Annotated in this window: 12 protein-coding genes; 3 read left to right on the plus strand and 9 right to left on the minus strand. The window is 69.5% G+C overall.

Annotated features, from left to right (window positions below; all coding sequences use genetic code 11):
• Positions 1-20 precede the first annotated feature (20 nt).
• From ACLZOT_RS26990 to ACLZOT_RS27030, 9 genes are all read right to left on the minus strand, one after another.
• A complete protein-coding gene (locus tag ACLZOT_RS26990) occupies positions 21-2,642 on the minus strand; it encodes a DEAD/DEAH box helicase (RefSeq protein WP_416971668.1) in 2,622 nt (873 codons plus the stop codon).
• A 647-nt stretch (positions 2,643-3,289) separates the two neighbouring features.
• On the minus strand, positions 3,290-3,838 hold the full coding sequence (locus ACLZOT_RS26995; protein ID WP_416971669.1) for a hypothetical protein: 549 nt from the start codon (positions 3,836-3,838) through the stop codon (positions 3,290-3,292).
• 261 nt (positions 3,839-4,099) lie between these two features.
• Complete coding sequence (locus ACLZOT_RS27000; protein WP_416971670.1) at positions 4,100-5,821, minus strand: relaxase/mobilization nuclease domain-containing protein; 1,722 nt, start codon at positions 5,819-5,821, stop codon at positions 4,100-4,102.
• A complete protein-coding gene (locus tag ACLZOT_RS27005; protein ID WP_416971671.1) occupies positions 5,811-6,224 on the minus strand; it encodes a plasmid mobilization protein in 414 nt (137 codons plus the stop codon). Before ACLZOT_RS27005 ends, ACLZOT_RS27000 begins: the two co-directional genes overlap by 11 nt.
• A 255-nt stretch (positions 6,225-6,479) precedes the next feature.
• On the minus strand, positions 6,480-6,701 hold the full coding sequence (locus ACLZOT_RS27010) for a hypothetical protein (RefSeq protein ID WP_416971672.1): 222 nt from the start codon (positions 6,699-6,701) through the stop codon (positions 6,480-6,482).
• Between the two features lie 49 nt (positions 6,702-6,750).
• A complete protein-coding gene (locus ACLZOT_RS27015) occupies positions 6,751-8,523 on the minus strand; it encodes a DUF2637 domain-containing protein (protein ID WP_416971673.1) in 1,773 nt (590 codons plus the stop codon).
• Positions 8,520-9,062 (minus strand): WhiB family transcriptional regulator, encoded by a 543-nt coding sequence (locus ACLZOT_RS27020; protein ID WP_416971674.1) that lies wholly within the window; start codon positions 9,060-9,062, stop codon positions 8,520-8,522. Before ACLZOT_RS27020 ends, ACLZOT_RS27015 begins: the two co-directional genes overlap by 4 nt.
• Positions 9,063-9,387: 325 nt before the next feature.
• The gene (locus ACLZOT_RS27025; protein ID WP_416971675.1) at positions 9,388-10,728 is read right to left on the minus strand and encodes a helix-turn-helix domain-containing protein; all 1,341 of its coding nucleotides are present in this window, start codon (positions 10,726-10,728) and stop codon (positions 9,388-9,390) included.
• A 211-nt stretch (positions 10,729-10,939) separates the two neighbouring features.
• Complete coding sequence (locus ACLZOT_RS27030) at positions 10,940-11,275, minus strand: hypothetical protein (RefSeq protein ID WP_416971676.1); 336 nt, start codon at positions 11,273-11,275, stop codon at positions 10,940-10,942.
• A gap of 329 nt (positions 11,276-11,604) precedes the next feature.
• Here ACLZOT_RS27030 and ACLZOT_RS27035 point away from each other — a divergent pair, with 329 nt between their 5' ends.
• From ACLZOT_RS27035 to ACLZOT_RS27045, 3 genes are all read left to right on the plus strand, one after another.
• Positions 11,605-12,069, plus strand: coding sequence for a helix-turn-helix domain-containing protein (locus ACLZOT_RS27035; RefSeq protein WP_416971677.1), 465 nt, complete (start codon positions 11,605-11,607; stop codon positions 12,067-12,069).
• A 493-nt stretch (positions 12,070-12,562) separates the two neighbouring features.
• On the plus strand, positions 12,563-13,063 hold the full coding sequence (locus ACLZOT_RS27040) for an ImmA/IrrE family metallo-endopeptidase (protein ID WP_416971678.1): 501 nt from the start codon (positions 12,563-12,565) through the stop codon (positions 13,061-13,063).
• Between the two features lie 20 nt (positions 13,064-13,083).
• Positions 13,084-14,328: an MAB_1171c family putative transporter gene (locus tag ACLZOT_RS27045; RefSeq protein ID WP_416971679.1), complete on the plus strand. Its 1,245-nt coding sequence runs from the start codon at positions 13,084-13,086 to the stop codon at positions 14,326-14,328.
• Positions 14,329-14,339 lie beyond the last annotated feature (11 nt).

Here is a 14,339-nt window from a genome sequence, read left to right on the forward strand (position 1 = left end):
ATGCTGGAACACGAATGGCTTCACGACGCGGGGTCCTTCCAAAGCGGGCGAATTCTCAGCGCAGGCAGCCACTGGGAAGGTAGGGCCTCCTCGGCCTTGAAAATGGATGCCAGCTCGGGAACTGAGAGCGTCGCCAGTCCTCGTGCGCGGGCCGTCTGCCAAGCACGGATTAGGCGGTCAAACAGGTCAAGGACTTCGGGCGGGCGAACCCAGTACACGTTATCCTCGGCGACCGCGAGGGCACTGGAATGCACCTTGTTCTTGGGCGATGCGAGTAGACACACCGAGTCACCTGGCGCGGCCCTCTCTTGATCTTTCTCCGCTGTTCGCAAGTGCGCACCGGTTTGCCGGACCTGGTCGGCACCAATCTGCCCGGTGTCCTTCGCCTGGCTCTTCGCCTCCCATACAACCCACTGGGCCTCGTTGAAGATCCACACAGCATCCGGGAGAGCGTCGCCTTCGTCGCCTTCGTTACCGTAGCTGGGCTGCGCGCCGGCGAGTCTGCCGAGGTGAACAAGTCCTGCTTCGTACGCCGTGTATTCGGTGCCTTCCAACCCAGCGCGCGCGCTGAGGACGTCCTCGAAGGCTTCGACACGAGCTAGATCCGTGGCTGCAAGGATATTGCGCATGGCGACTTCGTCGGTGAGGGCGAGTTCGGGTGGCTGAGGCGCGGCGTCGCGCTCGGCGGGGGCCGCAAGGTGTGAAAGCCAGGTAGTGCCCTGGCTATTCTTCCAGGTCTCCCGATAATAGATGTCCGCAGTTTCCCGGAAGCTCGAATTGCCGGTCTTGTCCGCGAGCTGGCGGGCGATGCTGAACCCCAGGTAGCTCCATAGTGCCCCGTATCGCTTCGGCGTGCGGTCGCCGCGGAGCTTGTCCAGGACGCTCCTGATGGCATCGAGTGCGAAGTCCTGATCGCCGGACCAAATGGCTTCGGCCGCAACGATCTCGTGTCGCACTGCCCGCTGCAGGTCAGCTACGCCGGGAGCTTCGGCGCGACTGTATGTTTCGCGAGCGGCGACGATGTCGTCGTCCACGGCTGCCCACGCTTCCGCGTGCTCGGTGAAAACGCCGAGATTCTCCAGCATCGCGGCCGAGGAGAAGCCCAGACTGGTGTCGACACCGAATTCGATTTCTGCATGGATCTCGGGGTGCATGGCCGCCTGAGTCTCACGGCGTGTCAGGTACGAGGTCAGATCCCTCCCCAATACCAGCACCGCAGCGTGGTCACGAAGGTTCCGCGTCGCTCGACCGCTGCCCTGCTGAATCCGGGCTCGCATTCGTTCTTGAAGGACTTCCACAGCACCCAACGAGCCATGGAGAAAACGCTCTTGGAGATCTCCCTTCGCGGGCAACCCGACCAGGACCACCAGGCGGCATTGATCATCGGGGAGGTCAATTCCGTCGTAGCGATTGTTCAGCACGAGGGCGGCAGCCGGTTGGGAGGTGAACCGAGTGAGATCGTCCTCGACCTCTTTGGCATTGAGGGTGGGGTAGCCATCCGGGAGGAAGCGTTCCCGGAAGGTTTCGGCGGTACGACTGTCCGGCGTCAAGACGACGGCGCGGCCTGCCTTGCCGATGATGCCAGCGACAAAGGGGGCAAGCTTCTGGTTGTCTGAGGCGAGGTCTTCGGCCAATTCGGGAAAGGCGAAGAACCGACGGCCAGTACCTTCTTTGTCCCACCCTGCCGGGACGGGGATCCGCTTGATCTTCCGCCTGCCGAAGCTGCGCTCCAGTTCACCGCCGGCGCCCAGAGTCGCGCTCATGTAAAGCCTTCGCCTGGGTTCGCTAAACGCGGGGTGCTGGAAGGTGGGCGAAATCAACGGTCGGATCAGGACGTGGTTGTACGAGATATAGACCATGCACCTAGCCGCCCTGCCCTCGATGAACCGCCACGCATGGGCTGCTTCCTTGCTCGCCTTTCCCATGGCGACAGCGTTGCTCAACGCCGTTTCGAGTTCGGCGGACTGGGCGGCAACGCCGAGCGGTGAAGCAAGGTAGACACTGGACAGGTACTGGCTGTCCGGAGTAGGGGTAACCAGCCGCTTGTAGACCAAGGGGTCCAGCGCCGACGAGAGTGTCGACAGCACGTCTTTGTAAGCGCTCTCGTGATGCGCCCGGGAGATCTCCAGGCTCCACGGCCCGGCAACGTAGCCCTCCGCGGCGTGGGCGTCGTCCAGGACCAGGAGGTCTGCACCCTCCAGCGCTGGGTTGGAGTTGAAGATGTGGCTGTAGACGCTGACCGCGACAGCACTCCCGGAGTCAAACTGGGCCCGGTCGGCCTGATTCCAAGTCGGAACCCTGCCGGTGAGCAGAACCTGCGGGATCCCGTAGTCAGCGAGCCTGCTGGCTGTCTGTCGGGCAAGCTGGTTGGTGGGGCAAAGGTAGGCAACCCGGCTTCCCTCCGTACGCCGGAGGAACTCACCGATCAACCCTCCGACCAGCGTCTTCCCCGCGCCTGTTGGAAGCTCGATTGCCACATCAGCTTCGGAGTAGTGCTCGGCGTGCCACCTCTCCAGGACCTTCGACTGGTGGCCCCAGACTGAGTCCGGTCCGTTGTTTGACCTGGCCAGCAGCCGATACAGCTGCTCGGGGTCATCAGCTTGGCTGACTGGGCCGCTGCCGCTCCGACGCTGAAATGCCACGAAGTCTCCGCATCCTTCCGATTAGGCAAGTGGGCCTGAACGCGCAGAACTCGCCTGCGACCAGGGGAGTTGGAGTATCTCGCAGCACACCGGCGAGTGCCCCTGCTTCAGCCCAACATGGGCAAATTGAGGCCAGCGCCGACGAGGCGGCTGGCGGTGCTGCCACCGGCCCTGGCATGTCCCGCTACGCGCTCGCCGGAGCAGCGAAGACCGCCAGTACTCCAGCCGCCATCGGTGGCGCTGGAGCCAGCCGGGCGATGTCCTCCTCGGACCTCAGCATCTCGCGGACGGCGGTAACGGCACAGCCCCGGCCGCCGGTCGCTCGTGCTCGGCGACATCGCCTCGGCCTCGGCTACCCGGAGCCTGACTGGACGCGGCTTCCGGCACACGCCCAGAACGGCCAACTCCTGCTGCCCCGTGAGGGAGAGGTCTCTGATCGGGACGCGCCGGAGGTTCCTGGACGCGAGCCACCCATCCGGGCAGGGAACGACCCCGACCGCCGCGTTCAGGGAGGGGGACGTGCCCCGTCATCCTGATGAGCCCCGCCCTCGCGCCAGCGCTCGTCGACTACCAGGTGTACCTGAAGCCGATCGACAAGGAGCTATCCGATCACGGCGCCGTCAGCACCACCTTCAAGGTGAGCCGCCTCACCTGAGTCCGCCGGAGGGCCAGGCCACGCTGCTCTGAAGGTAGTAGTGCGTGAAACGGTGGTGCGCCCACCGCGCTCCCGCGTCCAGCAGAGAGCCGCCGGGCGTTTGCTCGAAGGCCGGAAGATCCATACCGCTCGCGGTATGCGTCACCGGTTCGTAGTAGACGGTCAGCGAGCGAACCAGGCCCGACAACTTCGATTCGTCGCCCAGGTCGTGTTGGCGGTCGACCAGACCCACTCGAATGGTGTCCTCGAGCGACGGCGCGTCCTCATCGGCTCGGCGCGGGGTAAGCGCGCCCACGATGTCCTTCACCGGCACGAGCTCGGGCTCATTGTCGAGCGGGCCCGCGTACAGGAGCAGCGCGATCGTGGGGAGCGCAAAGGTGAAAGGCCCGCCGGAATAGTCCTTGGGCCACACCGGCTCCAGCAGCGTCGCCGAGCGGCGCAGCGATTCGGACCAACGGGTGTTCCGCCAGTCGGTGTTGCTCCCCGACACCTGGAAGGCCATCCGGCCCGCCGACCACCACAGATCTCGCATGTCAGCCATGCCGTCAACCTACGGGTTGCGTACTACGTCCGGCGGAACGCATGATCTCCGGTGGTAGCCGACCCCAGCGGTGCTCCCTTGAAGCCCGCGCCAACACAGCGTCCCTCGAAGACCAGCCGCTGGACCCCGGGGAATGCGGCTCGGCAGGCGCGCAGGATCAGCGGCGGGGTCACCCGAAGCCGATACAGAGAGTATCCGTTTTGAACGGATTCGCCGCAAGCTGCCCCGAGTGGGGCCAAGTTCGGCGGCGTATCGGGGTAGTCAGCGCCTCGGGCGTCGCTGCGGTTCGGGGGCGGCTGCGGCAGCCTGCCCGGCCCGAGGGCTGCTGCCGCGCTTTGCGGCGGCGGGCTCGGGGGCGGCCGACAACTCTGCGATCCGCCGAACCCGCCACACCATCACGGCGGTGACCGAGTCGGCACTGTCCAGCTCTCGCCAGGACTTGGCCTCCTCCAGGAGGGCAGCCGGGTCGTGTCCGGCGGCTTCGGCCTCGGCGAGGGTCGCGGCTAGCGCGTCCCACCCCTCCTTCTCCTGGGAGACTCCCTCGGTCTCAGTCAGGCGAGTGCGGATGATCTCGGCTTGGCGCTCGCGGACCGGCGGGGGCAGCGTCCGCCCGTTCTGAGCCATTGCGGCCATCGGCCTGGCGGCGACCGTCCGGTACGCCGCGCGCAGCTCGCGGGCCGCCGCTGTGGCGGCGGCGGCCTGCTGGGCGTGGCCGCGCCCTGAGTGCCAGCGGGCGGCTGCGACGGCCAGCAGCACCAGGGTGGACAGCAGTAGCGCGGTCGCACCGCCATCCTCGCCGCGGTTGGTGGCGTAGCCGCCGGAGAGCATCTGCCGGGCGGCGTACCGCAAGGCACGGTTGTCGGCGCGCTCGGCACGGATGTGGCTGCGCGAGGCGCGCTCGAAGGCCCGTGCAGCGGCGAGAAGCTGGGCCCTGGTGTCGGCTGGTGCGCGGATCGCGATCGCGTCCATCACCTCGATCGCTCCAAGGAGCTGAGCGGCGACTTGGCCGTCGTCGCCTTCGTCGATGGTGCGGGCAGCGGCTTCGACCGCGTCGGCGGCGCCGCGTCGGGCCTGGGCGGCCCGGGAGCCGGGCACGCGGGCCTGCCCCGTCGCCGTGCTAGCGGGCTGCACGGCATCGACAGCATCGACCGGCCCGGCGCCCAGGCGCTTGCGGATGCGGGGAAGGGACAGGTCGGGGGCAAGTCGGGAGCCGCCAAAGAACACCGGCTGCCCCTCGGCGTTGCGGTCGTCCGGGTGCGCGACGGAGTATCCGAGCACGTCACCGGACGGCCCGGTCTTGAGGCTGACCAGGAGGCCGGCAGTCTTGAGCCGGTCGAGGAACTCATGCTCGTCGGCGGCGCCCGCGACCGCCCGGCGGACGGCGTCACGCAGCTGGAGACGAACGGGTTCGCCTCGGCCGAGCCGCTCCGCCTTGTGGCCCTCCGCGCTGGTGGGCCGCTTGGCGGCGGTCCCGTCGCCCTGGTTCAGCTCCTTGAGGCCGAAGTCCTTCTCGATCTGGCGGCATTCGGCCTGGGCCCGCGCCGCGTCGCCGTTCAGGCGGGCTTGGCGCAAGTCGCCGCGCACGATGGTGGCCATGATGTGGATGTGCCGGGGGTCGTGGCGGACCGCGATCCAGCGGCAGCCGTCCGGATCGCCTTCGGTCGCGATGCCAGCTGCGGCGACCACACGGCGGGCGACCTCGGCCCACTCCTCATCGGTCAGGAGCCGGTCGCCGGGGTCCGCGCTCACGGGACAGTGCCACACGTGCCGCTTCGGCCGACGCTCGCCGAGCTGGTTGACCCGCAGGTCGAGCGCGGCCTCAAGCTGGGAGAGCGAGGCGTTCGGGTCGCGGCCCGGGTCCGGCGCGAACCCGTCCCAGCTCGCGACGATGTGCGGGTCAACGTGTTCGTCGTGCTTGCCGGGACCGAAGAGGTAGGCGAGCAGTCCGTACGTCTTGGATCCGCGGCTGATGTCAGGGACCACCGGCGGCCCCGGTGACGAGCTGGGTGGCGGTGCGGTCGACCGTGGCGACGGCGGCGCGGACCGCGCCGAGGGTGGCGTCGAGCTCGGCAGGCCGGACCTGGCCGCCGGCGTTGAAGGCGAACGCGATCTGGTTCAAGTTGTTGCCGACGCGGGCGAGGTGGGCTCGGGCTGCGGCGAGGGCGTCGACGGTTCGGTCGAGGCGGTCTTGCGGGTCGCGGGCGCTGTTGTGGCCGCGGGCGGCGGCGAGCGTGCTGGTGGCGACGAAGCGGGACACGGTCTGTTCGCGCTGCTCGGCGGCGGCGACGATCTCGTCGCGCTCGGCGGCGTTGAAGCGGGTGACGATGCGGTGGGGGCGCTGCTGGGCGTCGCGGTGGCGGCGGCGCGGGCGGCGCTTGGGCGTCAACTCGTCTTCTGCTGCTGCGAGTTGTGGCGTAGTCGTGGTTTCTCCTTCCCTCGGTTCCCGGAGCGCCCTCGCTCCGGATCCTGGGTGGAGTCGAGCGCCCTCGCTCGACTCCACCCAGGTCCCTCGCCCCCTCGGGGCGAGGGCAAGCGCCTGGGGCGGCCCGTAGGGCTGCCCCAGGCGATAGCTTGCTGCGCCGTGGTGCCAGTCCCCGTCCCGGACAGTGCGGGTGTCAATTCACTTACACGGCAACCGACTTCAGCGCGAGGCGGCTTCCAGCTGGTAGTCGATGAGCACCTCGACGGCGTACTCGATCGCGTCCGTCGGCGTCTCCAGGACGAACTGCGGGCCGCTGCGGGTCCGGCGAACGATCCAGCTGCCGTCGTTCGCCCCTTCGGCGCTGTGCAGGAGCTTCTTGTCGCTCAGCAGGGTCATCAGCCCGATGGCGAGGTGTTCGTCGGTGTTGCTCTTGGCGGTCAAGTCGGTTCCTCGGGTGGCGTGGTGGCGTATTCGGCGGGTTTCGGGAGGGTCAGCGTCGGGCGGGCGGAGGTTTGCCCTCGATGTCCTTCAGCTCCCGCAGGAGCTGGCCGAGCGCGGTGTTGTTGATCGGCACGTTCTGGGCCCGCAGGCCGGCGCGCAGCGCCTCGCGGGTCAGCCGTCCCTCGGCGGTGGCGGCGACGGTGCGCCCGATGGGCAGCAGTGCCTCCAGCTCGTCCTCGCTCAGCTCCCGCTTCCGGGCTTCGCGGGTCACTCCCCGCTCAGTACCCGGGACCGGGGACGGAGCTGCGGGGACGGTATTGGGTGTGGTGCTGGTCCTCGGGACGGTCCCCGGTCCCGGCCTCGGCTGGTCCCCGGTGGGGACGGTCGGTGTGCGGGTGGTCTCCACGGTCCCGGTGCGGGGACCGGACTCCTGCGCGGGGACCGGGAGCGGTCGGGGCTCGGGACCGGTCCCGGTGATCGCGGTCCCCGGTGTCGGGACGGCCTTCAGCACGGTCGACGGTGCCGGAACGGTCCCGGGGCCGTGGGGACGAGCGACTGTGGCGTCCGCCGCAGCGGGGACGGCCGGGACCGGGGACGGGGAGATCACCGCGAGGGCCGTGGTGCGGTGGGGCGCGGTCACGGTGGCGGCCTCGCCGCCCGGCTGGGACGCTGCGCTGCTGTTGGGGACCGGTCCGCCGTCGTGCCGGGGACCGTGTTCGGCTGGCGGGGCCGCCGGAGCGGGGACCGTTGGGGGCGCGGCGTGTACCACCAGTGGGACGGATTCGGCGGGGACGGAACCGGAGGGGCTGCTCGTCGGTCCCGGCGATGCCGGGGTGCCCGGGACGGTCCCCGGCTTCAGCTCCGGTCCCACCGGTGCGGTCCCGGGGGCGGCGGCCGTTCCGTTCTCGGGGACCGTCCCGGTGCCGGGGACCGTCCCGGTGCCGGGGACCGTCCCGGTGCCGGGGACCGGGTCGGGGACGGCGGCGGAGGTCGCGGGAGCGGGGACGGTCCCGTTGGCGGAGGCGGAGGCGGACTCGGGGACGGTCCCGTTGGCGGAGGCGGAGGCGGACTCGGGGACGGGGACGGTTTGCGGTTGTGCCCCCGAGGCGGCGGCCGGTCCCGGCGGAAGTGCGGCCGGTTCCTTGGGAGCCTTGGTCAGCGACACCGGGGACGGCGAGGGGACGGCGGTCAGGTCGGACTGCTCGTCCGCGGTCGCGGACGCCGCGCTCTCCAGGGCTGCGGTTTCGGTCCGCTTGCGGTTCCACCACCGTGTGCGGACGGCGGGCTTGGTCGGGTCCTCCAGGCCGGACGCGTCCCCCCTGCTCCACCAGCTGGTCGTGCTCGGCCCCTGCGTCTCCGGGTTGTCCGCGGGGTCCGTGTCGGAGCCGGAGGTGTGACGGGACATGACGATGTAGAGGTGGGTGGCACCGCCCAGCACCAACGGAGCGATGGTGCTCAGCACGCCGACGGACCAGTCCGGCAGGTGCAGGCCCTCGCCGGGCGAGGTGAGGTCGTTGAGGCGCACGGCGTGGGTCCAGTTGGCCCAGACGCTCGTAGCCGTGGCGCTACCGAAGACGCTCCACGTGTAGACGCGGGCCCTCAGTGGCGCCTCCTTCAGCACGACCAGCGCCCTGGTGCCGTAGGCGATGAACCCGTCGATGGCGACGGGGAACAGGTAGGTCAGTTCGGGCCGGACGTGCATGGCGACGGCCATCTGCTGCAAGGCGTCGTAGGACAGGACGCCGCCAACGCCGCCCATAGCGCCGATCGTGGCTTTGTCCCACCACGACATCCCGGGGCGGGACCGCTGGTCGCCGCTCATGCTGCCACCGTCCGGACTCCTGCCATGGAGGCGGCAATGCGCTGCTCGCGCCGTACCGTCAGCGGCTGGGTGGCGATGTTGGAGCGGGCCTCGCGCAGCAGTTCCAGGCCGTACTTGCGGCTGATGCCGAGGACGGGCGCCCAGGTGCTCACGTCCAGCTCAAGGATCGCAGCGACGGTGACCACGGAGGTGCGCTCCGGCCGGGAGAGGTGGACAGATCGGCCGGCGAGCGCGTCGCGGATGCGCTGCTCCTCCCAGCGGAACACGGAGGCGCGGCGGTGGAGGACGAGGCGTTCGCCCTCGGAGAGACCGCCGCGGATGCCCCAGCGGTCGTTCAGGTCCAGAGCCTCTTCCAGGCATTGCTGGCTGACAGGACAGGCCGCACACGTCGCCTTGGCGGCTGCAGTCTCCTCGCTCTCGTCGGGCAGGGGGTGGAACCGGTCCGGGTGCGGGGTGCCGGCGCAGGCGGCATCGGTGGTCCAGCTGTGGTCGCGGCGGCGGGCGGCGAGCTGGATCGGGGTGGGCTGAGTGGCGGGCACGGTGCGGTGGTCTCCGAGGCGGGCCTGCTGCGGCAGGCGGCTGATCGTGGGCGGCGTGCGGTGGTGGCGGGCGCGTGGGCTGTTCTGGCCAGGGCGCGGACCTTGCTTTCGATGGCCGGGGCGGCAAGCGGGCTGGCCGGGACGAGGGCGCGGGCTGCTTGCAACTGCGCGAGGGCTCGCTGGTAACCAGGTGAGCCGTTCTCCCGGGCTCTGACCGGTCTCGGCGGGCGGCGGTCCGGTCCGGTGGTGCTGGTGCTCGGCGCGGGTGCGGCCCTGCCTCTGCGGTCGGTCAGGGCGCGGACGCCGCGCGGCTCGTGGGGCGGGGTCATCGAGTGGCTCCGGTGGTGAGGTGACTGGAAGCTCTGGCGAGGCGCACAACACGCTGGACGAGGTCGGTGCCGTAAAACTGCTCGGCGCTGTCCTGGCCTGCGATGGCGATGGCGGAGGTGACCAGTACGGGCTGGCCTGCGAGGTACTCGCGCCAGGCAAGGGTGCGGACCTCGGCCAGCTCAGCGTCGGTGGGCTCCTGCGGCAGCTCGACGAGCTGCGGCTTGGGCTTGGAGACGGCGAAGGCTTCGCGGACCAGGCGGGCGACCGCGTTGCTGCGCGGTGCGGACCACGAGCCGCTCCACTCGGCGTGACGCTCCCGGCTGGCCTGGCGGCTGTCACGCCACCAGGCGACCAGGTTGGCGCGCTTGGCCGGGGTGTCGAACAGCTTCTCCGCGCCGACCAGGCGGGCCGTCAGGAAGCCGCTGGGCCGGTGGATCCGGTCGGAGGGGGCGCGCAGGGCGAGCACGGCGATCACCTCGTGGGCCGTCCAGCCCTCGTCGGCGAGATGCCGCACGGCCCAGGCGACCCGCGCAACCGGTGTGCCGGCCAGCCACGGGACCTGCCGCACCAGTTCCAGGCCGAGCTGGTAGCGCCGTCCAACGGCATTCAGCGCCTTGCGGGTTCTGCCTCTTCTCGTCGGAGAGCTGCTGGATTCCCCGTTTCGAGGCTCGTCCTCAGAGGGAGAAGAGGTAAGTGCTGCAGGAGAGACCGTGCAGGAATCACCCTCCATTGGGGTGCAATCCGAACTCGCAGAAAATGAGGGCTTCTTGGTCCTGCGGGCCTTGCGGCGCACGGTGCGTGCGGCCTTCTTTCCGAGCCGGGCCAGCTGGGTGCGGCCGTGCTCGGAGACGCCGACGACGGCGCGGATGAAGGTGTCGGAGGGAGCCGTGCGCAGGCCCAGGGCCTGGTCGAAGCAGGAAGGTATGGTGCGGGCGAACTCGCTTGCGCGGGCTCGCTCGTGGCGCACCCGTGTGCCCTTGACGCGGTAGGCCAGCAGACCCCCCTTCCGCAGAAGCGCCATGTGGTACTTCACGGTGCGCGTGGAGACCTTGAGCATCCGGGCGAGGAAGTCGACGCCGGGCCGGCAGGGGTTGAGCTGGGCGAGCTGCTGAGCCAGCAGCACGGTGGTCGTGCCGAAGCGCGGGCCGTGGCTGCGGACCGGCGTGCGGGCGCCGAGGTCGTGCGCCCAGTGGACAGCCTGCATCCAGGTGTAGGGGTCGGGGGCGATGCGCGAGCCGGTGGTGGAGATCCACTGCTCGGCGTCGGGAACGGGCAGGCCGGGGCCGCCCGGCGCCCTCTCGGCGGAGGCGCGCGAGGGCAGGAGAGAGCTAGGCATGGAGGTGAAAGGTTTCGCCTGGCGCGCGCGGCACCGGTCGCCAAGGCGGGCGGTGCCGTCAGCGCGGAACGTGTCAGGGCAGGAGAAGGCGCATCAGGGGCGCGGCTGCGTCCGGCGGCGGGACGGTCGGTCCCGGCACGGGTGCCTGCGCTCTGCGCGGTCCGCGGTGCGGCGGGCTCTGCCGCCCGGCGGACGTGGTGAAGGTGGAGGTTCAGGCCGCCAGCGGGAGGTCCTGGCCACCGGCAGCGGCCAGGGCGGTCAGCTCCCCGGTGGCCAGGTCGAGGCGGTGGGCGCATCCGCGGTCCAGCGGGAAGGCGGTGGCGATCCACCGGGCGATGGCCTGGCGGATCGCCAGCGGCTGCGGGACCGGGCGGCCTTGGGCGTCGTACGCCTCGGCGGTACGCGGCAGGCCGCCCTCGGGGGCACTGTTCAGGACCACCGACGCGGTGCCCGGGGCAAGGCGGGCGAGGATCTCGGCGAAGGCCACGGAGGTGACGGCGACCAGGCGGCCGTCACCGGCCCCGGCTGTACGGATCGAGGAGGACATGCGAGACTCCTGGATTGATGCTCGGCCGCGTTGTGAGATGCGGAGGCCGGGCGTCGGACGTGATCGACGTCCTCGCATGCGGAGGAGTCCGGGAGCGCCAACTTCCGGGCCCTCCGCCGAGGGCGGCCGAAGCCGCTGCCCCGCCGGTCGACCCGGCGCGCCAGCGAACGCAGCCCCCGGACGAGCGGGCGCAACAAGGCCCCTCACCAGGGATTCTGCACTTTAGTTCCCTTCGGCGAGATCAAAGTACACCAGAGTTCACCCAAGCGCGGCACTAAAGTTCTGACCCTGGCGTGCATCCAGGCACTGGTGGGCACTAAAGTGCGTCCGTGGGACGATCTGGCACGGAGGGTATGGCGATGGGCGGACAGATGGACAAGGACAAGGGCCTTGCGCAGATCGCCGCACGCCTCGACCGCCTCTTCGAGGAGCGTCACCCCGAGAACCGCGGGCCGTACACCGTTGGCGAGGTCGCCGCCGGTACCGGCATCAGCGACACCCTGCTCCGGGGCATGCGCAGGGGAGGCAAGACCAACCCCACGATCGACACACTCGTGAAGATCGCGGCCTTCTTCGACGTCCCCCCGACCTACTGGGTCTCAGATGACCCCGACAGGGAGATCGCCGGCCGGGACCTCCAGAGAGCCATGGAGGATGCCGGCGTCCAGTCGATCGCCCTGCGCAGCAAGGGGCTCGACGCCCGGGGTCTGCGTTTCGTCAGGGAGGTAATCGACATGGCGCGCAGTTCGCAGGGACTACCCCCGGTGGAGGAGCCTGGCGAGCCGGGGCCCTGAGTTCACCCGCTCCCAGCAAGCCTCAGCACACCAGAAAACCCTACGCGCGAAGATTTAAGCAGCACGCACTCCTGATTCCCCATCAGAGAATTCCGGGCTCATCGATCAGGGGAAGCACCCCTCCGCCTTGGCGAAACGCCTCCCATTTCTCGGGAAATCCCGAAGGAATCCAGCAGAGGCGAGGGGGTGATGAATGACACTCTTGGCTTTTTACGCACCCTCGATCCGTCGCTTTCAGTAGTCGAGCATTCGGACTGCGCGAGCCGGGGCCCCATGGATACCGGGAATCACTGCAGGTCGAGCACGACCGGAGCGCGACACTGCGTGACATCGCAGACTCGTACCGCCCAGCGAGTGAGCATTGAGTTAGGTGTGCACTGAAATGATCTTTATGCGGCATGCTTAATATCTATACGTTGCTGTTGACGCCGGGCCGCGCAATCCGAAGTGCACGCAGAGGCGATGAATTCATGATCATTTCCTGGAGGGGATCATGCATGCCGAATCGCTGCGCGCCGCTTGCGAGGACCTTCTACACCAGCTGGAACTGCCTCACCGCTTCACCGAAGCCGAACTGATCGAGGCGGTTTCCGTGCGCGTCGGTCGGCGCATCGAGTGCGAGCCCAGGGCTATGCAGGCCAGTGACGGCTGCGGCCTGCGCCAGCGCTACAACGGCCGAGAGGTCATCTTCTACGAGCAGAGCGCTCCACCTCTGCTGCGCCTGCAGATCATCGCCCACGAGCTGGGTCACATCCTGTTCGACCACGCCGGCACCGTGAACCGGGCCGACTTCAAGACGGACGCCCAACTCGCATCCGAGATCGACTGGAAGGGCGCACTCGGCGTCTCGGCGCGCACCTCCTACAACACCCCCGAGGAGCAGGAAGCCGAGCACCTCGGCTCACTCCTCGTCTCGCGGATGGTCCGCGAGCGGAAGACGCCCTCACCCCGGCCCACCGCCGCCTCCGAGCGGTGGGCTGCCATGTACACCTAAGACTAGAGAACAGTGCCACCGTGATCCCCACTATCACCTGCGGCCTGCCCGCCCTGCTGTTCGCGGCTGCGGCCTTCTGGATGCGTCCCCGCCCCAACGGGGCATCCAGGCCCTCCAATGCCGCCTCGACCGCTGTGTTGCTCGTCGCCTGGGCCATCGCGATCACCGGGTTCAACCCCGCGGTCCAGGACGCTGCCGACCTCGTAACGCGTGACCTCGCCAAGCTCATCAGCAACGTGCTGTTGCTGTGCGCGAGCCTCTCCGTCGTCGGCTTCCTCTTCGCTCTCAACCTCGACCCCGAGTCGGCCCGTGCCAGACTGCGGCCCCGCCTGCGGCTGCTCGCCCTGACCGCCGCGGTGATGAGCATCGCGTTCTTCGCCACCCCCGCCGACCGGCGATGGAGCAGCCCCTTCACCAACACTCATTGGGGCCAGGCACCTGCCACGCTCACCGTCTACACCATCGCCTACGTCGCCTTCCTGGGGTACGCCACTTACGGCGCCCTCACCCAGACCTGGCGGCGCAGCACCGAGACCGACTGGCGTGTCCACAAGATCGGGCTCAAGGCCGTCGCCGGCGGCTGCTTCTGCGTCCTGGTCTACGCGCTCTACAAGGTCGTCAACTCCGCCGCCGGCCTCGTGAACGTCGACCTGTTCCCCGGCGGTCCGCGGTGCACCTCGATGGTGACGCCGTACCGCTGCGCTTTCTCCTTCACGGCACCACTGACCGGCGTTGTGCTGATCACCGCCGGGCTCACCGTGCCCGCCATGCTGTGGCCGCTGGCCAAGCGCAGGCTCACCGCCTGGCACCGGCAGACCGCTGAGATCATGGCTCCGCTGTGGCAGGACATCACCTCCGTGAACCCCGACGTCGTGCTGAACACCGTCGGCGGCGACGCGGAGCCCGACCTCGTGCTGCACCGCCGAACCGTCGAGATCGCCGACGGCATCCTCAGCCTTGAGGAGCACCGCTCCCGAGCAGTCCAGCGGGCGGCCGAGGAAGCCGTGGCCTCCACCGGCCTCACCGGCACGGAGGCGGACGCCATGATCGAGGCGGCCGTCGTCGCGGGCGCCATCCAGGCCGCCCGCTGGCGCGCCCGTGCCCAGCCGGACCCCGCGCCGCTGACCGACCATGGCTCCGCCCGCGAGGCGGATCTGGAGAAGGAGGCCGTCTGGCTACGGTTGGTGGCCGAGCAGTACACCAGAAGCGAGATCGTCCATCGCATCGCCGCAGCGCACCAGCCCCCCGTGCAGCACGCGGCATAGGAGCGAGCAGT

The sequence above is a fragment of the Streptomyces sp. 4F14 genome (assembly GCF_048159485.1).
Lineage (GTDB): Bacteria > Actinomycetota > Actinomycetes > Streptomycetales > Streptomycetaceae > Streptomyces.

Bases quoted from the DNA above. Each gene is read 5' to 3' on its own strand.
- ACLZOT_RS27040 (WP_416971678.1), top strand. From the start codon at position 12,563: ATGCATGCCGAATCGCTGCGCGCCGCTTGCGAGGACCTTCTACACCAG.
- ACLZOT_RS27015 (WP_416971673.1), bottom strand. From the start codon at position 8,523: ATGAGCGGCGACCAGCGGTCCCGCCCCGGGATGTCGTGGTGGGACAAA.
- ACLZOT_RS26995 (WP_416971669.1), bottom strand. From the start codon at position 3,838: ATGGCTGACATGCGAGATCTGTGGTGGTCGGCGGGCCGGATGGCCTTC.
- ACLZOT_RS27025 (WP_416971675.1), bottom strand. From the start codon at position 10,728: ATGCCTAGCTCTCTCCTGCCCTCGCGCGCCTCCGCCGAGAGGGCGCCG.
- ACLZOT_RS27030 (WP_416971676.1), bottom strand. From the start codon at position 11,275: ATGTCCTCCTCGATCCGTACAGCCGGGGCCGGTGACGGCCGCCTGGTC.